Source organism: Pseudomonas shahriarae, assembly GCF_014268455.2.
GTDB lineage: Bacteria > Pseudomonadota > Gammaproteobacteria > Pseudomonadales > Pseudomonadaceae > Aquipseudomonas > Aquipseudomonas shahriarae.
The window spans coordinates 1,691,227-1,711,963 of sequence record NZ_CP077085.1; the positions used below are offsets into that span (position 1 = coordinate 1,691,227).

Here is a 20,737-nt window from a genome sequence, read left to right on the forward strand (position 1 = left end):
GGATATGTAAAAGAGCTCACGATTATGTGAGCTTTTTTACTAGCCTCTGAATCCAAGCATTTTCGAGACTATGCCAGCCATACTCTTAGTGTCCTTCGGTATCCATCTCCCGTAGTGCTTTCTCACCATCGTTGTATCGGCGTGCCCGAGTTGACGGGTTACCCATTCGGCCGGGACATAACTCGACAGCATCTGGCTGGCAAACGTGTGGCGACATTGGTTAGCCCCTCGGTGCCGAACCTCTGCCTTTTTCAGATGGGCAGTGAACCAGTTGCTCAACGTCTTGCCGTTCCAAAGTAGACCGCTGGTCGAACTGCGGAAAAGGAACCTGACCTTCATCTTCTTGGACGTGATGTTGTCGCGCTGGATAACGGTGATCTCTTCGACTACCGCGTCTTTGGCGTCGGCAACTATCTCTCGCATCAGTGCGAGGGCTGGGTCTATAAGCTCGATGACTCGGCCCCTGGAGCGTTCTTTGGGGACTTTGAACTCGCCGACGACCAATGCCCGGCGAACGTGCATCAGGCCGGCATCAAGGTCTACGTCTTCAACGGCAAGCCCGATGAGTTCGGAAAGGGACATCCCGGCCCAGCAATTGAACTCAATCATCCAGGCGTCAGCTCGGCGGTCGGGATCAGCTTTGCCGATCAGCTCGATCTCAGAGCGGCTGAAGGGGTCGGCATGCTCTAGGTCGACGTCCGATCCGACGTTGCTGATCCTATCGAGCGGGTTAGCCTTCAGGATGCCGTCGCCGAATGCATCGGCCCAGACCCCTCTGACGATGGTGAAAATGTCGTTTACTGTCTTCGGCGCCAGGTCTTGCTTGAGCAGTTGTGCTTGAAACAGCTCAATGTCGCTTTTGCTGATGTCGACGATTCTACGCTTGCCGAACTTCTTTTCTACGTGCACAGCCTTGCTCACATAGTTGATGACGGTGCTCGACGCTTTTAGCGCGCGCTGAACCTCCAGCCAGCGCTCAATACCTTCCTTTACGGTGCGCTTGTCTAAGCCGCAGCCAGCCTTCGCACTGATTGACTGCAACAGCTTCTATGCCAGCTCCGAGCGAGTATTCCGGCCTGAACTGGCGAAGGTGCCCATCGTGGTGCTGAGCAATAACGACGGTTGTGTCATTGACCGGAGCTACGATGCCAAACCTTTCATCAAGATGGGTGAGCCGTATTTCCAGATCAAGCACAAGCGCAAGCAGCACTGCATCGTCCCGTTCTCCTCCAACTATGCGCTGTACGGCGACATGAGCGAGCGCGTGATGAGTCTGATCGAGGCAATGGTGCCGGCAGTCGAGGTGTACAGCATCGACGAGGCATTCGCCGACCTGACTGGTATCGGTGAGCTGGATGCCTTAGGCCGGCAGATTCGCGCCCAGGTGCTTCGCTGCACCGGTATCCCTGTCGGTGTTGGTATCGCTCACACAAAGACCATGGCGAAGTTGGCAAACCACACCGCGAAACGCCTACAGTCCCAAACCGGTGGGGTGGTCAACATTACCGATCCGGTTAAGCGTGACTGGGTACTACGCAATACGGACGTGGCGGAGGTGTGGGGTGTGGGTCGCAAGATGAAACTCCATCTTGATGCAATAGGTATCAAGTCGGCTATGGACCTGGCTAAAGCCGATCCGTGGACGCTCCGTAAGAAGTTCAGCGTTTTGATCCAGAAGACGGCCAGGGAGTTGGGCGGCACTCCTTGCCTGGAGCTGGACGAGCCGGATGGGGAATGAGGCGAGAGATGATGAGCAGAGGCTATACGACTAGACTCGATCAGCTTTGGTCGGTGGGATGCAGTTGATGGTAGCAATCAGCCAGATATGAGGTATAAATGGCGAGTTTCGTTAATGCCTCTAAAAAAGAACAGGGAATGTGAACTCAAATGGCTACCGAAAAAAAACCAGAAGCGCGCACTCAGGACATCAACCCGATCGTGCAGCGCTTCGTTTTTCACAAGCTTATTAGCGTGCAGGGTCAGAAGCTTGTGCAGACATCGCCAAGACACGAAGCTATGACTTTGCCGGATGAGAAGGTCAATACGCTGGCCGCGAGCATTCTTAAGAGCTTCAACGGTGAAGCAAGTGTCGCTTTTGCAGGCATCGAAACTGATAGCTGGTTCGAGACTAAAACACGCAAGTACCTAGATCAGAAAGTTAAGCCAGAGGATAACGCGGTCTTCTACGATTATTCTATAATGATGATGGAAAAGCTCGCAGATAAAATGGAAGAGGCTCCACTCTCAACTGGCGGCTATTTGACCATTATAGATTACATGATAGAGGGAGGGCGGCATTTAATGCTTGTTCTCATTAAGGACCAGAAAGGTATCGGTATTAACGCTGATATGGAACTCGAAGAGGTCGTTACTCTCGGGACAGACAAGCTTCATTTTGCCGCTGATATTCATGTCGGGCGCTGGTTGTCAGAAGATAAAGTTGAACGTGAGCGGCACGTGGCCTTTCTAAAAGGGAAAAACCGACTCGATACAGTTGTTGGTTATTTTAAAAGCCTTTTGAATATCGATGAAGCCCAGTATCACGATCCATCGAAACATACCAAGCAGATTGTTACGGCGGTTAAAAACTATTGTGAGTCCTTCAAAGATGAAGATGGTGCATTGGCTGCAAGAAGAGCGATTCAGGATTGGGCCGAAAGCCAAGCGGCTAATGGTCTTGCGATAACTCTAAGTGCTGTGGCGAATTTGATCGAGCCAGATTCGCCTGAGAAATTTATTGAATATCTTAAAGTGAATAAGTTGGAGATCCCAGCTGAATTTGTTCCGGTTACTCAGTTCTTGAAATCGTTAATGAAATATAAAGTTGTTGGGCCAAAGAAGCAGTACACATTATCTTTTGAGCAGTCTGCAATAGAGGATGGTCTGATTTTTCAGAATGAAAATGGCAATATCGAAATTGCCGAAGCTCCTGCTGCAACTTTGAAACTCATACCAATAAAATGACTAGCTCAGAAGAACTAAAAGATATTGATAGGATACTCGAACTGTCGGGCTTGACTGCTTTTGAATGGCACCCATCTTGTATATCTTGTGAGCGGACTTTCAGTTCTACAGCAGTTGCTCTAATTAAAGCGCTTATTGATAGCCCACATACGGAAGTGAGACTTAAGAAAAAGGGTCAGCACGTTGAGGATTTGAATGGCGGTGACGTCTTCGAGGTTTCTATCGACTTGCCAAAAGGTGCTCACTGTTGCCTTGCGCGGACTCCGAACGATCTCCTCCGTTTTTACTATCTGCACGCGTTACCAGAACAGTATGCTTTTGCGGACCCATTTTATAAATCTTGGGACGCAGGCAGAGTTAAGCAACCTGCGATTGTAGAAAGGTTAATCTCTGCGAACAGCTTTGTGATGTCACTCGAGCAGCATCGCATTTTGGAACGCGACGGAAATAGTAGAAGTTATGTTGTGCACACTCACAATGGGAAAACGTGCATTCCTTTTAAGTCTGAAGCAGGTTACTTGGAAAGTTTACCTCTGGAAATTCAGGAAGCGATAAAGATTCTAGCTGAGTTGTTTAATGATAGCATTCACTCCCGTGAAAAGGAGCGGATCGTACGTAATGCCATAGCTGAGGCTATGCGTTCGTGCGATTTAGAAATGCGTTTGAAGCATCTTCTCAAGCATGCATTGGAAATTGTGTTGGTTGCGCGGAATAATTATGACTTGTTTGTGGCTAGCTTCTCTTTTCAAAATGATCAAGAAAAGCTTTATGAGCAGAAACGCGAGTTTAACGTAAAGCTAAACGCATTGCTGTCAGGTATACAGGGGAAATTGTTAGCTATTCCGGTGTCCACAATACTTGCTACCAGTCAGCTGAAAAATGTTGGTGAGCAAAATTATATTTTGATTAATGCTTCAATAATTTTCTCGGCTGCTTTTTTTACTTTAATAATTGTCTGGTTGATACTTAGTCAGTTAGCCGCGCTGATGTCTATAAAGTCAGAGATAGAATCAAAGGAGAAGAGGTTTAAGGTTGAGCTGCCAAGAATATTTAGTGAGGTTGAGTCGATTTTTACCGCGCTCAAAGCGTCCTGTGTTTTTAATATTAGAGTGTCAAAGGTTATTCTTGGTTTGGCCAGTATTCTGTTTGTTGTGACTTTTTATGTTTATGTTTTGAAAACGCCACCGTTGCACTGCCTTTTATTATCCATGCTTCACGCTACTATGTTTGGGTTTTTATGGTTGTTTGATTGGATAAGGGAGGCGATTCCTGTGGTATGGTCTTATTTTTTTAACTCTGGCTAATCATTAGAATGAAAGCAGCTTTAGGGAAGATACATGGTTTCTTGAGTGGTTTGAATAAGGAAGCTTGGCGAATGTCAGGTTTTCTTCATGAGAAAGAGGTCGGTTGTTGCTTGAATTTTGCTATATTGCGAATGTGTTGTGCACAATATATCAATAAACACGTGCGTAGGAGCTAATAGGCGTTCCAATCCATCATCGGACGGATCGTTTCTCTGGAGTGTCGAGCACCGAGCGTGGGGCAAAAATGGGACAAGCCGTTGGTCATGCAGCCGTAGAGCTCAATTTGAACCAGCGCATACTCAAGGAATTATTGCCATCACCGATTCCGATTCAGCTCAATGTCCCCACAACATACCCTTGCACAGTAGTTTTGGGGGAGGTGTGTACAGGTAGGTGCTTAAGGAACCTCTTTTAGCATGTCAAGAGACCGTGATTATAGTAATCAAGGCTCATGTTATCTTCCTTTCACTTTTTTCTACATCGGGACCATGTGGTGAGTCGTACAAATTTTTGTGAATTGCTCGCAAGTGAAATTGATCGTCTAGACGGCCTCTTTAACGAATCTCCCAATCTCAAGAAGACGCGGATTGATGACCCTCAGCTGGAAATGCCTGGGTTGGCCATCATTGCTTCGCGCACGACTGCTTTGAGGCGAGAGTATCTCGCCGGGATAGCGATTTGTGCTTTAGGGAATATTGAGCTGGACGCCCATGTCACTGCACCCGGGCTTACAGTTCTAGCAAACCATAGCCCTCAGATTTTCATGCGCCAAATGCTTGCTCAGATGAGCAAATTAAAATTTGAAACGCTGGATCAGTGCCAGCTTGAGGATGATGACTGGCCCCGCTTAACCAGTGGGGTTCTGATCTTAGAAGGGAGGGCTGCGGTAAAGGAAAGCGATGATGCTTCCATTGATGTGGACGAGTTGCATCTCAGGTGGGAATCCGCGATCTACTCCATAGTAGACCTTGTGAACCTGATTTCCGGCTCCACAAGAGCGTCAACGATCATTGTTGAAAACTACCACCTGATCAATGACGTTACCAACCATCCTGATGCTATCCGTAATTTGCGTAATGCGGCGACCGCTGCGGGCATCTACCTGTATATCGGCTGCGGGCTTACCCATTGGCATGAAGTCAGGACAAGTGGAACCCTCTACCTTTCTGACCTCGCGGAGAGCCTGACTGAGGCGGTACACGTAGCTGATCTCATCACCCTGCTTAGTCCCTCGAATTCCGGAGTATCCGCAGTAATATACGACTCAAGATATAGCGCGCCGTGGCGAGGAAGTTTGATCACATCCTAACGGGTAAAAGGTTAGGGCAAAATTAGGGCAGATACAGGGCCGCAATAGACCGCAGCGCACCGCAGACATAGCAAAAAAACGTCGAGTCTACTGGTCTAGAGCGGTCCCCAGAGACTTTGAAAGGGATTCGAATCCCTATCTCTCCGCCATTACACAGAAAAAGCCCCGTAGTTGAAAAACTACGGGGCTTTTTCGTTTCCGAAACTTGCTGAAAATACCGCCTCCTACGATTCACTCCCCGTACTACACAACAAACCCACCTTTCATGCAGGCTTCCAAAACGTTACGCACAGCGCCTGCGTTGCGCGCCCCTCTGTAAGTCAATATCGTTTGCCGTGTGCGAGATAGTTCTCCCATCCCAACACTGCAAAGGAATGCCTGATGAGTAAAAACACGAAAAAGACCTCCGACAAGATGGCCACGTTAGCAGCCGAAACCCTGAATAATCCAAACGCCTCAGCTATCGCCAGAAGCCTGGCTGCCTCGGCGTTGGCTCAGAGTGGTAAGGATAAGCAGACCAGTGCGCAGATGGAGGAGAAAGCTGGAAAGACGCTTCAGAGCGATAAGTACAGCGAGCAGACGAAAGCGCTTGCCGCCTCTGTGCTCTCCCAATCCAATAAAGAGCGAGGAAGCTGAGAGGCGACCCTTCTGAATAAGGCCGGTGGTTGTTTCCATAGGTTATTGGGGAATGGGCTGCCTTACCTGAGGCTGTCCATTTCTCACAAAAAGGCTTGGCTTGCCACCATCCATCAGAAAAGCTGCCCATGGCTATCTCCAGTTCTATGCTGGGTCATAAGACCAATTCTTATGGATGGGAGATGGGTATGAATAACGAACCCAAGCCACGCGACGACTCGGCGCAGGAGCGGGCTCGGCGGCTTCACGAAGAAGAGAAACCGCAGACCTGGAAGCACCCGGATGATGGGACGGAATTGTCCGAGCGCGACCAGGAGCGCCCGCTTAAGCCCTGACGTCCGACGATGAGAGCGCCCCCAGCGCTTTCATCCGGCTATCGGCGTACACAGCTCTACCAGCGTGCCATCCGGGCAGCGCACGTAAGACACTACCTGGCCCCAGGGCTTGCTGCTCGGTGCCGAGAGTTCGCTGGCACCTGCGGCCAGCGCTTTGGCGTGGGCCGCCGGTACGTCTTCGGTTACAAACCCCAGCTCCATGCCCAGCGGTTGCTTCGAGGTATGGGCGGCGACGTGCCCACCCTTGAAGTTCATCTCCCCCAGCTCATGGGCGGCGAAGGACAACGTAGTGCCCCCGGTTTCCAACTCGCCATAGGTCCCTGATTCATGCAGGAAGCGTCGGCTGAAGCCAAAGGCCTTTTCGAAAAACTGCAGTGACGCGGCCACGTCCGGGACGTAGACGATGGTGTAGGCGAATTTCATGGCTAAGCGCTCCTTGCTTGAAGAAAGTGGCTAATTAGAGGGCGAGGCGGCGGGCTCGTCAATCTGCCTATACCAGCAGCGCCGTGGGAAACCCCGACGCCAGGACCAGATACGCAACGATGGCGGCCAGGCACAGCCCGACAAACACCCGCAGCAGCGTCCTGGCGGTTGGGTGGGCGATGAGTCTGATACTCCAGATACACAGCCCGGCCATCAGGATGGCCAGGGCAAGAATGACCAGCACGGGGATGTTCTCGGTTGTCATGGAAGCTGATTTATAGTCTCAAACACGTGGGTTGGATAGTCGACGCATAGACGCAGGCCCTGCAGTGTTCCTAAACTGCCGGCAGTCTTGGGCTGTAGGGCGTTTGCCATGAATCGCAATGAATTACGCAAGGCCGACATCAACCTGATGGTGGTCTTTGAAACGCTGATGCTCGAGCGCAACGTAACGCGTGTGGCAGAGAAGCTGTTTCTCGGCCAACCCACGGTCAGTTCGGCCCTCAACCGCTTGCGCACGTTGTTCAACGACCCGCTGTTTATCCGTGTCGGCCATCGTATGGAGCCCACGGCGCGGGCCGAGGAGCTTATCTTGCATCTGTCGCCGGCCCTGGACTCGCTGTCGGCGGCGTTGAGCCTTACCCATGATTTCGATCCGTCTGTCAGTACCATGACCTTTCGCATCGGCCTGTCCGATGACGTCGAGTTCGGCCTGTTGCCGCCGCTGTTGCGGGCCCTGCGCACCGAAGCGCCGCAGGTGGTGTTTGTGGTGCAGCATGTCGATTACTGGCGGATCCCGGACTTGCTGGCCTCTGGCGATATCACCGTCGGCATCACCCAGACCCGTGGCCTGCCGGCCAATGCCAAGCGCAAGTTGTTGCGCCATATCCGCCCCAGCGTGCTACGCGCAGATGCCTCGGATCAGCCGTTGACCCTCGATGAATATTGCTCACGACCCCATGTGCTGGTGTCCCACACCGCCAACGTCGCAGGGTTTGCCGATGAGTGGCTGGCGGAGATCGGTCGCAAGCGGCATGTGGTGTTATCTGTGCCGCAATACAGTTCCTTGCCGGCACTGCTGGCCGGCACCGATATGATCGCCAGCCTTCCGGATTACACGGCCCAGGCCATGGCCGCAGCGGGCAATCTGTTTTGTGAGCCGTTCCCGTTCGATACGCCGACCCTGGACTTGTCCATGGTCTGGCTCAGCCACGTTGACAGTGACCCCGCCGAACGCTGGATGCGCTCGCGGCTGGAAGCATTTATGGGGGGCTGAGAGCACTAAGCGGCACGTCATATCTGCGCTTCTTTTGCCGCATCCTGCTTGACGCTTGCCACTGCCTTGACCACCTGCTCGCGAAACCACGCGTTGGCAGTTTCCTGCTCGCTGACGTCGTTCCACTGCATATCCAGGGTGAACCCCGGCAGGCCGTTGGGGGCTTCGCAGTGGCCGAACTGCGGCTCCAGGGCCAGCAGCTGTTGCACACGCCGGGGCAGGGTGACGATAAAGTCGGTGCCGGCAATCATCTTCAGCGCCGCGCTGTAGCTGTTGGCCCGGGCGATAACCTGGCGCTTGTGGGCCTGGCGGGCGAGCCAGCCGTCGATCATGTTGGTGTCCGAGGTCCAGGGTGTCGGGAATACATGGCGCCGGGCCACAAACGACTGCAGGCTGAACGCCGGCTCGCGCGGGGCGGCGCGTTTATCGAAGACGCAGACCAGGTCGTCCTCCAGCAGCATCTGCGTCCTGAGATCCTTGTGCTCACGGTGAAAGTGCGGGCCGAAGCAAATCACCAGGTCCAGGCGCCCGTCGCGCAGGGCCTCTACGGGAATCTCGGTTTCCAGCTTCTGCACATTGACGATCACTGGCAGGTCGGCGTGATCGAAGTGTTTCAGCAACCTGGGCAGGATCAGTTGCTCGAAGTATTCGGGCGCGCAAAGGTTGAAGGTGACAGCTTTTTGCGTGGGGTCGAACGTCTGGGCGCCCGCGTGGCAGAGGTTGATGCTTTCGAGGATTTTCTGCACATGCCCGTACATGCTGCTGGCTTTGTAGGTCGGGCGCATGCCCGCACGGGTGTTGATAAACAGATCGTCTTCGAAGCTGGTGCGCAGTTTCTTCAGGCTGTAACTGACCGTAGACTGGCTGACAAACAGGGTTTCGGACACATCGGTGACGCTGCTTTGCTCATACACAGCGACAAACACCATCAGGTCCTGCATATCGAGCTTTCTAAGCAAGTTGCTGTTTAGCATTCGTTCCGTCCGTGAGCCTGTTGCGCGACCGCAGCGCAAACAAGGCAAAATGTTAACGGAACGCTCGTGCCAATAGAAAGGTCTGTCGGACCTTTCTATGTCTGTTGTGGGACAGATACTGTTTGGAACACGACGCCCTAGCGAATATGCCGTGCGTAGTGGCGCGGGTCGAAGCGCAGGACCATCAGCAGCATCACCCCCACCACCGCCGTGAGCGACCACCAGGCCCATTCGAAACTGCCCAGTTGGTCGCGAATCACCCCAGCGATCAGTGGCGACACGCCAGCAATCAGGTAGCCGATACCCTGCACGAAGGCCGTCAGGCCACCCGCGCGGCGCGGGTTGTCCAGGTGGTCCAGGGACAGGATCAGGCTCATTGGGAACAACCCGCCAATGCCCAGGCCCAGCAGGCATGGCCACAGGAGGGTGAGGTGCTGTGGGGAGAGGATCAGGCCACAGAAGCCGGCGATGATCAGCACCAGCAACACGGCCACCACCGCGCGCTTGTCCTGGCGCCGGTTGGCGATGGCCGGGGTGATCAGCCCGGAGACCACCTCCATGGCGGTCAGGAAACCCAGTAGCAAACCGGCACTCTGTTCGCTCCAGCCCTGCTCGACGTAGTACGGCGCCAGCCATGCCAGCACGCAGGTGTAGGAAGCGGTCCCGAGGCCGAAAAATATCGCCAGCAACCATGCGCGGCGATTACCGAAAAACGACGCCTGCGCACCGGTAGCGGCGTGGGGCAGGGGAGGCAATGCCGCGCGCTGGGCATACCAGAACAGCAGCGCCAGCACGGCGAGCACCGCCCAGATGGCCAGGCCGATCCGCCAACTGCCGGTCTGCACCTGGATAAACGGCGAGAATGACGCCGCCAATGCCGCGCCGCCCATGATCGCGGTGACGTATAGGCCCATGAACAGTGAAACATTGTCACGAAAGCGCGACTTGATCAGCGCCGGCATCAACGCCTGGATCAGCGCAATGCCCACGCCGGCGGCGATGGCGCTGAGGATCAATTCGGCGGCGGAGTCGAGAAATAGCCGTGACAGCGTGGCGAGGCCAATCACTACCAGCGACAGCACGATGCTGCGATGTTCGCCAAAGCGTTTGCCCAGGCCCATGCCGAAGAACATTGCCAAGCCCATCGCCATCACCGGCAGCATGGTCAACAACGACGCGGTGCTGAAACTCAGCGGCATATCACCACGGATCGACGATAACAAAGGACCGACTGCTGCCATGGACGGGCGCAGGTTGAGGGCCACCAGTACAACACTGATCATCAGCCAGAGGGCGGTGGTGGGTTTGGCGTGGACGTTTTCCATGGGCGGGCCTTGAATGGACAAGGCTGCTATTAGGCGGCTGCGCAGGGCAGTGGGCAAATCAGAAAGTCGCAGGGACTATTGAAAAAACCGGCACCGGCTTGTGTGGGAACCGGGTAAGACAGTTCCCACACAAGCCAGGGCGATTTCGTCGGCAGGGTGTGTCAGTAACCCACGGTAAAGCGTTGGCGCGAATGCTTCGGTGTTTCCACTTCGTCAATCAGGGCAATGGCGAAGTCGGCAAAGCTGATCCAACTACGGCCTGCGCTGCTCACCAACAGGTCGTCCTGGCCCAGGCGGAAGGTGCCGGTGCGCTCGGTCTCGACAAACTCTGCCGAGGGCGAAAGGAAGGTCCAGTCCAGGCCCTTTTCCTGACGCAAGGTGTCGAGGAATGCCACGCCAGCACTGGCCTCGGCCTTGTATTCGGCAGGGAAACCTTGGCTGTCGATGACCCGCCCGCCGTCCGGCAACAGCAGCGAGCCCGCGCCACCCACCACCAGCAGACGCTTCACGCCCGCCTGTTTTACCGGCCCGATCACCGCAGGCGCCGGCAGGGTGGCGAAGTGCGCAGCGCTGATCACCACGTCGCTGCCGCTGATGGCCTGTTGCAGGGCTGCAGCGTCCAGGGCGTCGGCCTGTTTGACGGTCAAGCCCGGGCGCGCAGCGATAGCTCCAGTGTTGCGTGCGATGGCCGTGACCGTATGGCCGCGACGCAGGGCTTCTTCCAGCAGTTGGCTACCGGCACGGCCGGTGGCACCAATGATTGCGATCTTGCTCATGACGTTCTCCAGTGCGGTAAGGGTTGGGTCAATTCACCACTGCATTTCGCCCTTGGCGACTTTGGCACTCAGCTCCAGGGAGCTTTCATCGGCCAGCTTCGGGTAGCGTTTTTTCATGGCTGCGATCAGGGCGGCGGAATCCTTGGCCTTGGCGGTTTCTACATCGAAAGCCTTGATGTAGTCGGCCGTGAAGGCGACGGATTTGACCGAAGGCGTGCCCAGGTAGTGGCCCGGCACCACGGTGACCGGCTTGAGTTTTTCGATACGTTGCAGGGTGCCCAGCCAATCGGCATGGGATTGCGCACCCTGGGTGTCGGCCATCCACAAGTGGATATTGTCCGAGACCACCACGCCGCCGATCACGGCCTTGATTGATGGGATCCAGACGAAACTGCGATCCGGCTGCGGGCCGTCCAGGCCGATGACTTCCAGCGGTTGCCCTTCGAGCGTCAGGCTATGGCCTTCGAGGACCTGAGGAATGATGGTCTTGGCGGGTTTGTCGGCACCCATTTTCGGGCCCCAGTAGGCGACTTTTCCGGCAACGGTGGCCTTGATATGGTCGACCACCGGCTGCGGTGCAAGGATCTTGGCCTGTGGGAAAGCGCTGGCCAGGGTGTCGAGGCCGAAGTAGTAATCCGGGTCGCCATGGCTGATGTAGATGGTGGTCAGCTGTTTGCCACTGGCGCGGATCTTCTGCACCAGTTGCTCGGCCTGGCCCTTGCCGAACTGCGCGTCTACCAGGATCGCGTCTTTCTCGCCGCTGACCAGCACCGAGCTGACGGGGAAGATCGCCGATTCACCGGGGTTGTACACGTCGAGAGTAAGGTCGGCGGCAGCTGCGTGAGCGGCAAAGCCGAGTACGGTGGTGGCCAATACAAAGCGCTTGAGGGTGGTGAGCATGTTCAGGTCCAGGTCAGAGGTGCCTTGGCAGGCGATGGACAGAGCTTAGTTGCACTTAACGCAGCAAAAAATGCGATGCTGGAACATAGTTTGTTTCTAAAACCGGGCAAATCATGGATCGTCTTCAAGCAATGCGCGTGTTTGTCACGGTGGTCGACCTGGGCAGCCAGTCTGCGGCCGCCGATCATCTGGACCTGTCGCGCCCAGTCGTGTCGCGCTACCTGGCAGAGCTGGAGGACTGGGTGGGCGCGCGCCTGATGCACCGCACCACGCGCAAGCTCAGCCTGACCGCCGCCGGCAGCGAAACCCTGCCGCGTTGCCGGCAGATGCTGGAATTGTCCTGCGACATGCAGGCCGCCGTCAGCGAACCGGACGACACCCCTCGTGGCCTGGTGCGCCTGAGTGTCAGCACCTCGTTTGGCCAGGCGCAACTGGCGGAGGCGATGGCCGAGTACGTCAAGCGCTACCCGCAGGTGACTATTGATCTGCAAATGCTCGACCGCACGGTGAACCTGGTGGATGAGCGCATCGACCTGGCGATTCGCACCAGCAACGACCTGGACCCCAACCTGATTGCGCGGCACCTGACGGTATGCCGCTCGGTGATCTGCGCGTCGCCGGCCTATCTGCTGGAACATCCGCAACCGCAGCGGGTAGAAGAGCTGGCGGGGCACAATTGCCTGACCCATACCTACTTCGGCAAAAGCCTGTGGCATTTCGAGGAAGATGGCGAGCCGGTGTCGGTGCCGGTGCACGGCAACATCAGCGCCAATGAAGCCAGCACCTTGCTACGCGTGACCCTGGCCGGGGCGGGGGTGGCGATGCTGCCGACCTACCAGGCCGGCGACTACATCCGCAGCGGCCAGTTGATCCGCCTGCTGCCCCATGCCGAGCCACGGCAGATGAACATGTACGCGGTGTATGCCTCGCGCAAGCACATGCCCCAGGCGTTGCGCAGCCTTCTGGATTTCCTGGTGTTGAGGTTCCCGCCGCAGCCGCAATGGGATGCAGGGCTGGACGTGCGATAAGGCGCCTGAATACCCCTCAATACTGGCAACTCGCCCTGGCTGACCTATGCTTACCACAGCACCTTCTTGATCTGTCCGGAGGTCACCGCCATGACGATCAAAACCAGAAAGTACCTGATGATTTTTACCCTCTGCACCCTGGCCACGGCCCTCTATGGCACCGCCGTCTACCGCGCCGAACAGGCCCGCATGCAACCCGGCATGGCCGCAACCTGCAACCACGGACAATGCACCTACTCGGCGACCCTGAGCGCGTTGCGCTAAGCCGGAGGGCTGTGGAGGCAATGGAGCTCCAGGGGCTTCTATGGCTCTTGTGGCGAGGGAGCTTGCTCCCGTTGGACTGCGCAGCAGTCCCATTTCAGGGCCGCTTCGCGCCCCAACGGGGGCAAGCCCCCTCGCCACAACAAGCCCCCTCAGCACAATAAACCTTCTCACCACAGTAAATCGGCCTACAGAATGTGGGCGGACGATCACTCTGCATTCAACTGTTCGCGAAACACCTTGGGTGAAAACCCGACGCGCCGGCGAAACAGTCGAGAAAAGTTCGTCGGATCAGAGAACCCCAGTACGTCGGACATTTCATTGATGGTCATGCTGGTGTAGGTCAGCAGGCGCTTGGCCTCCAGCAATTGGCGGTCGTGCATGATCTGCAAGGCCGGCTGCCCGCCCAGTTCGCGGCAGGTGCCGTTGAGGTGCGACACCGAGATCCCCAGCTTGTGCGCCAGGTCTTCGATCTTCGGGTGTTCGCGGTAGTGCTGCTCCACCAACTGGGTGAAGCGCCGAAAATACTCAAGGCTGCGTGGCACCCGGGTATGGCAGCGCTGGATGGCCTGGCGGCTGATCCACACCAACAGCACGCTGACCAGGGCGTGCATCATCATGTCCCGGGCCGGGAAGTTGTCGTTGTATTCATCCTGCAACCGGGCAAACAGGCTATTGAGGTAGTCACTGTCCTGGCCCGCCGGATAACTGCCCAGGGCGCTCAAGCCATCTAACGTCGAGCCCAGTTGGCCTTGCAGATGCGCCACCAGCGGCGCAGCCAGCGTCACCACAAACCCTTGCACATCCTCGGCAAACCGAAACCCATGCACGCATAACGGCGGCAGCACTTGCAGGGTCGATTCCGTCAGCGTCGTGCGCTGGCCCTCGATCTCCAACTGCGCCTGGCCTTTGTACACGTAGAGCAACTGGCACAGGTCCGCATGTCGGTGGGGCTGGATCTCCCACTGGTACTCACGGCTGCGCCGGGAGATGGTTTCACAGTGCAACAAATCCGGGGTCGGCCACTGTTGGCTTTCCCCATAGAGTTTGAACACTGGAACGGCGGGACTGGCATTTTTGGTCATGGTTTCAATCCGATACTCAGGACAGTGGTTCGGTAATCGCCCCAATTGGCGAAAAGCGCAGGCTTTGGCTCAGTTTTCACCTTCTTATGGGGCTCACTCAAGGGAAAAATGCCAGCACCAAAACCAATGACAACGCTTTCACTGAATACGTTCGGGGGAAGCAGGCGGGCCATAAAAATAATGAAAACCCTGAAAACCCAAGTCGCCATTATCGGCGCCGGCCCTTCGGGGCTGCTGCTCGGCCAGTTGCTGCACAATGCGGGGATTGAAACCCTGATTCTTGAGCGCCAGGCCCCCGACTATGTCCTCGGACGTATTCGCGCCGGTGTGCTGGAGCAGGGCATGGTCGACCTGTTGCTCCAGGCCGGGGTCAGCCAGCGAATGGACGCCGAGGGCCTGGTACATGCAGGCTTCGAGCTGGCGCTGAACGGGCGCTTGCAACATATCGACCTGAAATCCCTGACCGGCGGCAAGACCGTGATGATCTACGGCCAGACCGAAGTCACCCGCGACCTGATGGCGGCCCGCGAGCAAGCCGGTGCGATCACCCTGTATGAAGCGCGCAATGTTCAGCCCCACGACCTCAAGGGCGAACGGCCCTGGCTGACCTTCGAGCACCAGGGCCAACACGTGCGCCTGGACTGCGACTACATCGCTGGCTGCGATGGCTTCCACGGCGTGGCACGCCAGTCGATCCCCGCCGATGTGCTCCAGACCTTCGAGCGGGTCTACCCGTTCGGCTGGCTGGGTATCCTTGCCGACACCCCGCCGGTCCACGCCGAACTGGTCTACGCCAAGCACCCACGCGGCTTTGCCCTGTGCAGCATGCGTTCGCCCAGCCGCAGCCGTTATTACCTGCAGGTGCCGGCCGAGGAGTCGCTTGAGGCATGGTCCGACCAGCGCTTCTGGGATGAACTCAAGGCGCGCCTGCCCGATGAGTTGGCCGCGCAATTGGTGACCGGGCCGTCGATCGAAAAGAGCATCGCCCCGCTGCGCAGTTTCGTGGTGGAGCCGATGCAGTACGGGCGCCTGTTCCTGCTGGGGGACGCCGCCCATATCGTGCCACCCACCGGCGCCAAGGGCCTGAACCTGGCGGCCAGCGATGTCAGCACCTTGTTCAGCATCTTGCGCAAGGTGTACCGGGAAGGGCGCGTGGAGTTGCTGGAGAAATATTCACAGATCTGCCTGCGGCGCATCTGGAAGGCTGAACGGTTTTCCTGGTGGATGACCTCGATGCTGCACCAGTTTCCCGAGGCGGATGGCTTCAGCCAACGTATTGCCCAGAGCGAGCTGGAGTACTTTGTCGAGTCGCAGGCGGGGCGCAAAACCATTGCAGAAAATTACGTCGGACTTCCTTACGAGGCTATCGAGTAGCCGGCTATCGAGTAAGCTATCGGGCATTGCCACGGGGCTCTTTTCCCGTGGGCCTTGCCTACAGGTTCTGTCGTGACCCCGCCCACTCCTTCTGTACGCAGTATCCTCGCCGCCCTGATGCTGGCGATTTTCCTCGGCGCGCTGGACCAGACCATCGTCGCCGTGTCGATGCCGGCCATTTCTGCGCAGTTCAACGACGTCAACCTGCTGGCCTGGGTCATCTCCGGCTATATGGTGGCGATGACTGTGGCCGTGCCGATCTACGGCAAGCTCGGCGACCTGTATGGGCGGCGGCCGATGATGCTGATCGGCATGGGCCTGTTTACCGTCGCCTCGCTGTTTTGTGGCATGGCGCAAAGCATGGAACAGCTGGTGCTGGCGCGCATCCTCCAGGGCATTGGCGCAGGCGGGATGATTTCCGTGAGCCAGGCGATCATCGGCGACATTATCCCGCCCCGTGAGCGTGGGCGTTACCAGGGTTACTTCAGCAGCATGTACGCGGTCGCCAGCGTGGCCGGGCCGGTGTTGGGCGGCTATATGACCGAGTACCTGTCGTGGCGCTGGGTGTTTTTGATCAACCTGCCATTGGGCGCGGGCGCCTGGTGGGTGGCCCATCGCACCCTGGTAGGGCTGCCGGTGCCGCAGCGCAAGCCGGTCATTGATTACCTCGGCACGCTGCTGATGATCATTGGCTTGACGGCGTTGTTGCTGGGCATCACCGAAATCGGCCAGGGCCATCATTGGCGTGATGATCAGGTGCTGGGCCTGCTGGCGTGTGCCTTGGTGGCGCTGAGCGTATTTGTCTGGCATGAGCGCCGGGCGCGGGAGCCCCTGTTGCCCATGCACCTGTTCGCCAACCGCAGCGCGGTGTTGTGCTGGTGCACGATTTTCTTCACCAGCTTCCAGGCCATCTCGCTGATCGTGCTGATGCCCCTGCGTTACCAGAGCGTCACCGGTGCCGGTGCCGACAGCGCCGCCTTGCATCTGCTGCCGCTGGCCATAGGCTTGCCGATGGGCGCGTTCTTTGCCGGGCGCATGACCTCGGTGACCGGTCGCTATAAACCGATGATCCTTGGCGGGGCGCTGCTCACGCCGATTGCGATCCTCGGCATGGCCTTCAGCGCACCCCAGTCGCTGATGCTCAGCAGCCTGTTCATGGTGCTCAGCGGCATTGCCTCGGGCATGCAGTTCCCGACTTCCCTGGTGGGCACGCAAAACTCGGTGGCGCAACACGACATTGGCGTCGCCACCAGCACCACCAACCTGTTCCGCTCACTGGGTGGCGCGGTTGGGGTGGCGTGCATGTCGGCCTTGCTGTTGGCGTTGTTGCAGGATTCGAGTTTTGCCCATCTGGCCAGTGGTTCGATGATGGCCGAAGGCAGCTCCGGCAATGTGCTGCTCGATGGCCTCAACGCGGCGCCTGACCCGGCGCAGGATGCGTTGCGTGGAGAGTTGCTGAGCACCTTCCGGCATTTACTGATGGTCAGTGCGGCGGTGTCGTTGCTGGGGTTGGCGGCGGCGATTGCGATGCCAAACCACCTGTTGCGGGGGCGCGAAGACAAGGCGCGATAGCGTAGGCGCCGGCAAGCCGGCTCCTACATGCAATGCAGCTGTGCGCGTTGCCCGCTTACGGGCTGTAGTAACCCACCGCCACCAGAAAATGCCCGCTCTTACGCAGATAGGCATGCTTGTTTTCCACCTTGCCGGTCACCGGGTTTTTCCAGCGGTATTCATATTCCCCCTGATCCTGCTCCTTCATCAGTTGCAGGATCGGCTCGCCCACGGGCTTGCCGTCCGGGTCCTTGACCTTGGCGAAGTCGGTGTTGATCAGGCGCAGGTTTGTGCCGTGGGCCACATAGCGCCCGGTATCCAGGTCGACCACAAACACATACAGGTCGTCCTGCAAAAAGCCGCCTTGCAGCGCATTGATGGCTTTCAACGCGCCGGCTTCGTTTTTCTCCAGTTCCCTGACCGCCTTGTCCCGCAGGGCCTTGGCCTGTTCGGGTGTGGCCCGGGGCAGGTAATAGCCGACGGCCAGGATGCGCTGGCCGATGCGCTGGTAGAACACATGTTTGCGCTCCACCTTGCCGTCGTTCCAGTTCTGCCAGCGGTACTCGGCCTGCTGGATGCCATTGCCTTCCGGGATCTTCAGCGCCGCCTTGAACGACTGGCGCAGGTCCGGCCCGAGCACTTCGGACACGTCGCGCCCGATCAGCGCCGATGACGGACCGCCACTGGCCAGCAGCACGCCCTTGGTATCGACCACGAACACATAGCGGTCCTTGTCGACAAACTCGCCCTGGCGGCTGAAGGCGGCGAAGGCCTTGTCACCGTTGTCGTGGTAATAAGCCAGGGCCTTCTCCAGCAGCGCCTTGGCGGCCTGGGCGTCCTGTTCATTGGGGGTTGCGGCCTGGGCCTGGCTGAAACACAGCAACAGTAGCAGCCAGGTGGCGTGGAGCATTCCCTTCATTACCCGTCCCTCGTTCTTGTGAATGTCCCAAGAGCGTAGACGGTTGCCCGGGGATTAGAACGGCTGGGTCGGCAGGTATTTTCCGTCCAGGGTAATGACCGCGCGGGAGCCGCCGTCCGGGTCTTCGACCTTTTTGATGTCCAGCTTGAAGTTGATGGCGCTGATGATGCCATCGCCAAACTGCTCGTGGACCAGGGCTTTGAGGGTTGAACCATAGACCTGCAGCATTTCATAGAAACGGTACACGGTCGGGTCCGTCGGAATGCCACCGGGGATGCTGCCGCGCAGAGGCACGCTTTGCAGCAGACGGCTGGCGTCCGCGTCCAGGCCCAGTTTGGCGCACACCACATCGGCTGCGTCCTTGGGCAGCGGGTGTTGCCCGAGCAGGGCCGCGGTGACGAACGCCAGGCTCAGGCCGGTGCCGTCGCTGAGGTCCTGCCAGGACAGGTTTTTGCGGGCCTTGATATCAATCACGGTGTCGGCCAGGGCCAGGCGTGGGGTTTGGGACAATTGGGATTGCAGCATGATGACGTCCTCTTCGGTTAAATAAGGTTCAGGCGGCGTGTGCGCGGGTCTGTGGATTGTCCAGCAGGGATACAAAGCGAGCGGTGCGGCCATCCAGGGCGTTGATGCAGCCGCTTTCGATATCGTAGACCCAGCCATGCAGGCTCAGCCGGCCCTGTTCCAGCGCCAGGGCGACGCTGGGATGAGTCTTGAGGTTGGCCAATTGTGCGACCACGTTTTCCCGTACCAGAGCGCTCAGTCGCTCTGCATCCGAGGCATGGGTACGTGCGGCGTTGATCACCTTGGCCGACTCGGCATGGCGTAGCCAGTTGGCCACGGCGGGCAAGTGATCCAGGCATTTGCAGGTGGAAATGGCCGTCATGGCGCCGCAGTCGGAATGGCCGCAAATCACGATATCGCTGACCCCCAGCACGGCCACCGCATATTCGACCGTGGCCGAGACCCCGCCCGGCTCCGGGCCGTAGGACGGCACGATATTGCCGGCATTGCGGATCACAAACAGATCGCCTGGTTCCTGCTGGGTCAACAACTCCGGGACTACACGGCTGTCGGAGCAGGAAATAAACAGCGTGCTGGGGTGTTGCGTGGTTGCCAGTTGCTTGAACAGGTCACTGCGCTGGCTGAAGGCTTCGCTCTGGAACTTGCGCAAGCCGTCGATGAGATGCTGCATGGTGTTTCTCCTTGCGTCGCTGATGGGGCAAGGATGGAAGTTTTTGGTTATAGGGTCCAAGACCGGCTTATTATGGTTTCTATAAGTCATGCCTATAGCTGGAGTGTTTTGCATGCTGCTACGTCATATCCGCTACCTGCTGGCCGTCGCCGAACACCGTAACTTCACGCGGGCTGCCGAAGCGTTGCATGTGTCGCAGCCGACATTGTCGCAACAGATCAAGCAACTTGAAGAGAGCCTGGGGGCACCGCTGCTGGATCGTTCCGGGCGCAGTGTCAACCTGACCGACGCGGGCCAGGCCTATGTGCGGTTTGCCCGCCTGGCGCTGCAGGATCTGCAGGCGGGCACCCGGGCCATGCATGACGTGCAGGACCTGAGCCGCGGCAATTTACGCCTGGCCATGACCCCGACGTTCACCGCGTACCTGATCGGGCCGCTGCTGGCCCGGTTTTATCGGCAGTATCCGGGGATCACCGTCAGCGTCGAGGAAATGCCCCAGGACCGTCTTGAGCGCGCGCTGACCGAGGATCTGCTGGATATCGGCATTGGCTTCAGCGGCGAGCACATGCCAGACATCGAATGCCAAGGCGTGTTTGTCGAGGAGTTGAGCGTAGTGGCCAGCGCCAGTCATCCAACCTTGAAGCGCAAACAGTGGCTCAAGCTGGCTGACTTCAAGCAGCAACCCCTGGTGCTGTTGAACAGCGGATTTGCGACGCGACGTTACATTGATGACTATTGCCGGACGCTGGAGATAACGCCGCAGATTGCCATGCAGGCCAATTCGATCAGTGCGGTGATTGAAATTATTCGCCATACCCAACTGGCGACGATCCTGCCCCGCGAGGTGGCCATGGCCCAGCAGGGCTTGCACGCGGTGCAACTGCGCCCGCCGTTGCCGCAGCGCACGGTGGCCCTGCTCAGTCGCAAGGGCGCTTATCGCAGCGCGGCATGCCGGGCGTTTGTCGACGTGGTGAGTGGGTGGCGAATGTTTAGTCATCCTGAAAGTGAACTCCACCAAGACTGAATTTAAGGGCGTAACCCAGCGTGTGAGGCTGGCGCTCATCTCTTCACTGTGATCCCTGCATGGACGGTTCCCCCGACA

At 57.5% G+C, this 20,737-nt stretch carries 23 protein-coding genes and 1 pseudogene; 13 read left to right on the forward strand and 11 right to left on the reverse strand.

Features of this window, described 5'->3' with window-relative positions:
- Positions 1-39: 39 nt before the first annotated feature.
- Positions 40-1,041, reverse strand: coding sequence for a site-specific integrase (locus HU773_RS07580; protein ID WP_225923842.1), 1,002 nt, complete (start codon positions 1,039-1,041; stop codon positions 40-42).
- Between HU773_RS07580 and HU773_RS07585 the strand changes: the two are divergent.
- The 7 genes and pseudogenes from HU773_RS07585 to HU773_RS07615 all read left to right on the forward strand — a co-directional run.
- Positions 1,001-1,729 (forward strand): annotated as a pseudogene (locus HU773_RS07585) (Y-family DNA polymerase); the annotation flags it as partial. The gene HU773_RS07580 and the pseudogene HU773_RS07585 overlap by 41 nt on opposite strands.
- Before the next feature lie 20 nt (positions 1,730-1,749).
- A complete protein-coding gene (locus HU773_RS27615) occupies positions 1,750-1,806 on the forward strand; it encodes a hypothetical protein (RefSeq protein ID WP_225923866.1) in 57 nt (18 codons plus the stop codon).
- Positions 1,807-1,887: 81 nt separating this feature from the next.
- Positions 1,888-2,964: a nucleoid-associated protein gene (locus tag HU773_RS07595; protein WP_186625245.1), complete on the forward strand. Its 1,077-nt coding sequence runs from the start codon at positions 1,888-1,890 to the stop codon at positions 2,962-2,964.
- Entirely contained in the window at positions 2,961-4,268 is a 1,308-nt protein-coding gene (locus HU773_RS07600) for a hypothetical protein (RefSeq protein ID WP_186625246.1), read from the forward strand. Before HU773_RS07595 ends, HU773_RS07600 begins: the two co-directional genes overlap by 4 nt.
- A gap of 493 nt (positions 4,269-4,761) precedes the next feature.
- A complete protein-coding gene (locus HU773_RS27370; protein WP_225923843.1) occupies positions 4,762-5,577 on the forward strand; it encodes a hypothetical protein in 816 nt (271 codons plus the stop codon).
- 381 nt (positions 5,578-5,958) lie between these two features.
- Complete coding sequence (locus tag HU773_RS07610) at positions 5,959-6,213, forward strand: hypothetical protein (RefSeq protein ID WP_186625247.1); 255 nt, start codon at positions 5,959-5,961, stop codon at positions 6,211-6,213.
- A gap of 188 nt (positions 6,214-6,401) precedes the next feature.
- The gene (locus tag HU773_RS07615) at positions 6,402-6,548 is read left to right on the forward strand and encodes a hypothetical protein (protein ID WP_162947713.1); all 147 of its coding nucleotides are present in this window, start codon (positions 6,402-6,404) and stop codon (positions 6,546-6,548) included.
- A gap of 30 nt (positions 6,549-6,578) precedes the next feature.
- On the opposite strand, the gene HU773_RS07620 is transcribed toward HU773_RS07615, so the two are convergent.
- Together HU773_RS07620 and HU773_RS07625 are read right to left on the reverse strand one after the other, a co-directional pair.
- On the reverse strand, positions 6,579-6,971 hold the full coding sequence (locus tag HU773_RS07620; RefSeq protein ID WP_057441310.1) for a VOC family protein: 393 nt from the start codon (positions 6,969-6,971) through the stop codon (positions 6,579-6,581).
- Positions 6,972-7,038: 67 nt separating this feature from the next.
- Positions 7,039-7,236, reverse strand: coding sequence for a hypothetical protein (locus HU773_RS07625; RefSeq protein ID WP_057441308.1), 198 nt, complete (start codon positions 7,234-7,236; stop codon positions 7,039-7,041).
- Positions 7,237-7,344: 108 nt separating this feature from the next.
- On the opposite strand from HU773_RS07625, the gene HU773_RS07630 reads away from it, so the two are divergent.
- The gene (locus tag HU773_RS07630; RefSeq protein ID WP_057958792.1) at positions 7,345-8,247 is read left to right on the forward strand and encodes a LysR family transcriptional regulator; all 903 of its coding nucleotides are present in this window, start codon (positions 7,345-7,347) and stop codon (positions 8,245-8,247) included.
- A gap of 17 nt (positions 8,248-8,264) precedes the next feature.
- Here the strand turns inward: HU773_RS07630 and HU773_RS07635 are convergent, their stop codons facing one another.
- The 4 genes from HU773_RS07635 to HU773_RS07650 form a co-directional block, all read right to left on the reverse strand.
- Complete coding sequence (locus HU773_RS07635; RefSeq protein WP_120732136.1) at positions 8,265-9,221, reverse strand: LysR family transcriptional regulator; 957 nt, start codon at positions 9,219-9,221, stop codon at positions 8,265-8,267.
- A gap of 137 nt (positions 9,222-9,358) precedes the next feature.
- Positions 9,359-10,546, reverse strand: coding sequence for a cyanate transporter (locus HU773_RS07640; RefSeq protein WP_186625248.1), 1,188 nt, complete (start codon positions 10,544-10,546; stop codon positions 9,359-9,361).
- Positions 10,547-10,707: 161 nt separating this feature from the next.
- On the reverse strand, positions 10,708-11,322 hold the full coding sequence (locus tag HU773_RS07645) for an NAD(P)-dependent oxidoreductase (protein ID WP_128593600.1): 615 nt from the start codon (positions 11,320-11,322) through the stop codon (positions 10,708-10,710).
- Between the two features lie 33 nt (positions 11,323-11,355).
- The gene (locus HU773_RS07650; RefSeq protein ID WP_115127602.1) at positions 11,356-12,222 is read right to left on the reverse strand and encodes an MBL fold metallo-hydrolase; all 867 of its coding nucleotides are present in this window, start codon (positions 12,220-12,222) and stop codon (positions 11,356-11,358) included.
- Between the two features lie 113 nt (positions 12,223-12,335).
- Between HU773_RS07650 and HU773_RS07655 the strand changes: the two genes are divergently transcribed.
- Positions 12,336-13,250 (forward strand): LysR family transcriptional regulator, encoded by a 915-nt coding sequence (locus HU773_RS07655; protein ID WP_057958795.1) that lies wholly within the window; start codon positions 12,336-12,338, stop codon positions 13,248-13,250.
- Positions 13,251-13,340: 90 nt separating this feature from the next.
- Positions 13,341-13,514 carry a hypothetical protein gene (locus tag HU773_RS07660; RefSeq protein ID WP_186625249.1) on the forward strand — a complete coding sequence of 58 codons (174 nt, stop codon included), beginning with the start codon at positions 13,341-13,343 and terminating at the stop codon, positions 13,512-13,514.
- 206 nt (positions 13,515-13,720) lie between these two features.
- On the opposite strand, the gene HU773_RS07665 is transcribed toward HU773_RS07660, so the two are convergent.
- Positions 13,721-14,596, reverse strand: a complete 876-nt coding sequence (locus HU773_RS07665) for a helix-turn-helix domain-containing protein (protein ID WP_057958796.1) — start codon at positions 14,594-14,596, stop codon at positions 13,721-13,723.
- A gap of 189 nt (positions 14,597-14,785) precedes the next feature.
- Here HU773_RS07665 and pobA point away from each other — a divergent pair, with 189 nt between their 5' ends.
- Both pobA and HU773_RS07675 read left to right on the forward strand, forming a co-directional pair.
- Complete coding sequence (gene pobA / locus HU773_RS07670) at positions 14,786-15,970, forward strand: 4-hydroxybenzoate 3-monooxygenase (RefSeq protein WP_186625273.1); 1,185 nt, start codon at positions 14,786-14,788, stop codon at positions 15,968-15,970.
- A gap of 117 nt (positions 15,971-16,087) precedes the next feature.
- Positions 16,088-17,542, forward strand: coding sequence for an MDR family MFS transporter (locus tag HU773_RS07675; RefSeq protein WP_225923867.1), 1,455 nt, complete (start codon positions 16,088-16,090; stop codon positions 17,540-17,542).
- A gap of 55 nt (positions 17,543-17,597) precedes the next feature.
- Here HU773_RS07675 and HU773_RS07680 read toward each other — a convergent pair whose 3' ends face one another.
- From HU773_RS07680 to HU773_RS07690, 3 genes are read right to left on the reverse strand one after another with little or no spacing between them, the layout of a single operon-like run.
- Positions 17,598-18,440 carry a cache domain-containing protein gene (locus HU773_RS07680; protein ID WP_057958799.1) on the reverse strand — a complete coding sequence of 281 codons (843 nt, stop codon included), beginning with the start codon at positions 18,438-18,440 and terminating at the stop codon, positions 17,598-17,600.
- Between the two features lie 54 nt (positions 18,441-18,494).
- Positions 18,495-18,965, reverse strand: coding sequence for a cyanase (gene cynS, locus HU773_RS07685; protein WP_057958800.1), 471 nt, complete (start codon positions 18,963-18,965; stop codon positions 18,495-18,497).
- Positions 18,966-18,993: 28 nt separating this feature from the next.
- The gene (locus HU773_RS07690; RefSeq protein ID WP_057958801.1) at positions 18,994-19,635 is read right to left on the reverse strand and encodes a carbonic anhydrase; all 642 of its coding nucleotides are present in this window, start codon (positions 19,633-19,635) and stop codon (positions 18,994-18,996) included.
- 112 nt (positions 19,636-19,747) lie between these two features.
- Here HU773_RS07690 and cynR point away from each other — a divergent pair, with 112 nt between their 5' ends.
- Complete coding sequence (cynR, locus tag HU773_RS07695; RefSeq protein ID WP_057958802.1) at positions 19,748-20,659, forward strand: transcriptional regulator CynR; 912 nt, start codon at positions 19,748-19,750, stop codon at positions 20,657-20,659.
- The last annotated feature ends 78 nt before the right edge of the window (positions 20,660-20,737 follow it).

Excerpts from the sequence above, each read along its gene's own strand:
- HU773_RS07595 (WP_186625245.1), top strand. The coding sequence starts at position 1,888 with ATGGCTACCGAAAAAAAACCAGAAGCGCGCACTCAGGACATCAACCCG.
- HU773_RS07600 (WP_186625246.1), top strand. The coding sequence starts at position 2,961 with ATGACTAGCTCAGAAGAACTAAAAGATATTGATAGGATACTCGAACTG.
- HU773_RS07610 (WP_186625247.1), top strand. The coding sequence starts at position 5,959 with ATGAGTAAAAACACGAAAAAGACCTCCGACAAGATGGCCACGTTAGCA.
- HU773_RS07615 (WP_162947713.1), top strand. The coding sequence starts at position 6,402 with ATGAATAACGAACCCAAGCCACGCGACGACTCGGCGCAGGAGCGGGCT.
- HU773_RS07620 (WP_057441310.1), bottom strand. The coding sequence starts at position 6,971 with ATGAAATTCGCCTACACCATCGTCTACGTCCCGGACGTGGCCGCGTCA.
- HU773_RS07625 (WP_057441308.1), bottom strand. The coding sequence starts at position 7,236 with ATGACAACCGAGAACATCCCCGTGCTGGTCATTCTTGCCCTGGCCATC.
- HU773_RS07630 (WP_057958792.1), top strand. The coding sequence starts at position 7,345 with ATGAATCGCAATGAATTACGCAAGGCCGACATCAACCTGATGGTGGTC.
- HU773_RS07635 (WP_120732136.1), bottom strand. The coding sequence starts at position 9,221 with ATGCTAAACAGCAACTTGCTTAGAAAGCTCGATATGCAGGACCTGATG.
- HU773_RS07640 (WP_186625248.1), bottom strand. The coding sequence starts at position 10,546 with ATGGAAAACGTCCACGCCAAACCCACCACCGCCCTCTGGCTGATGATC.
- HU773_RS07645 (WP_128593600.1), bottom strand. The coding sequence starts at position 11,322 with ATGAGCAAGATCGCAATCATTGGTGCCACCGGCCGTGCCGGTAGCCAA.
- HU773_RS07650 (WP_115127602.1), bottom strand. The coding sequence starts at position 12,222 with ATGCTCACCACCCTCAAGCGCTTTGTATTGGCCACCACCGTACTCGGC.
- HU773_RS07655 (WP_057958795.1), top strand. The coding sequence starts at position 12,336 with ATGGATCGTCTTCAAGCAATGCGCGTGTTTGTCACGGTGGTCGACCTG.
- HU773_RS07660 (WP_186625249.1), top strand. The coding sequence starts at position 13,341 with ATGACGATCAAAACCAGAAAGTACCTGATGATTTTTACCCTCTGCACC.
- HU773_RS07665 (WP_057958796.1), bottom strand. The coding sequence starts at position 14,596 with ATGACCAAAAATGCCAGTCCCGCCGTTCCAGTGTTCAAACTCTATGGG.
- HU773_RS07675 (WP_225923867.1), top strand. The coding sequence starts at position 16,088 with ATGCTGGCGATTTTCCTCGGCGCGCTGGACCAGACCATCGTCGCCGTG.
- HU773_RS07680 (WP_057958799.1), bottom strand. The coding sequence starts at position 18,440 with ATGAAGGGAATGCTCCACGCCACCTGGCTGCTACTGTTGCTGTGTTTC.
- cynS (WP_057958800.1), bottom strand. The coding sequence starts at position 18,965 with ATGCTGCAATCCCAATTGTCCCAAACCCCACGCCTGGCCCTGGCCGAC.
- HU773_RS07690 (WP_057958801.1), bottom strand. The coding sequence starts at position 19,635 with ATGCAGCATCTCATCGACGGCTTGCGCAAGTTCCAGAGCGAAGCCTTC.
- cynR (WP_057958802.1), top strand. The coding sequence starts at position 19,748 with ATGCTGCTACGTCATATCCGCTACCTGCTGGCCGTCGCCGAACACCGT.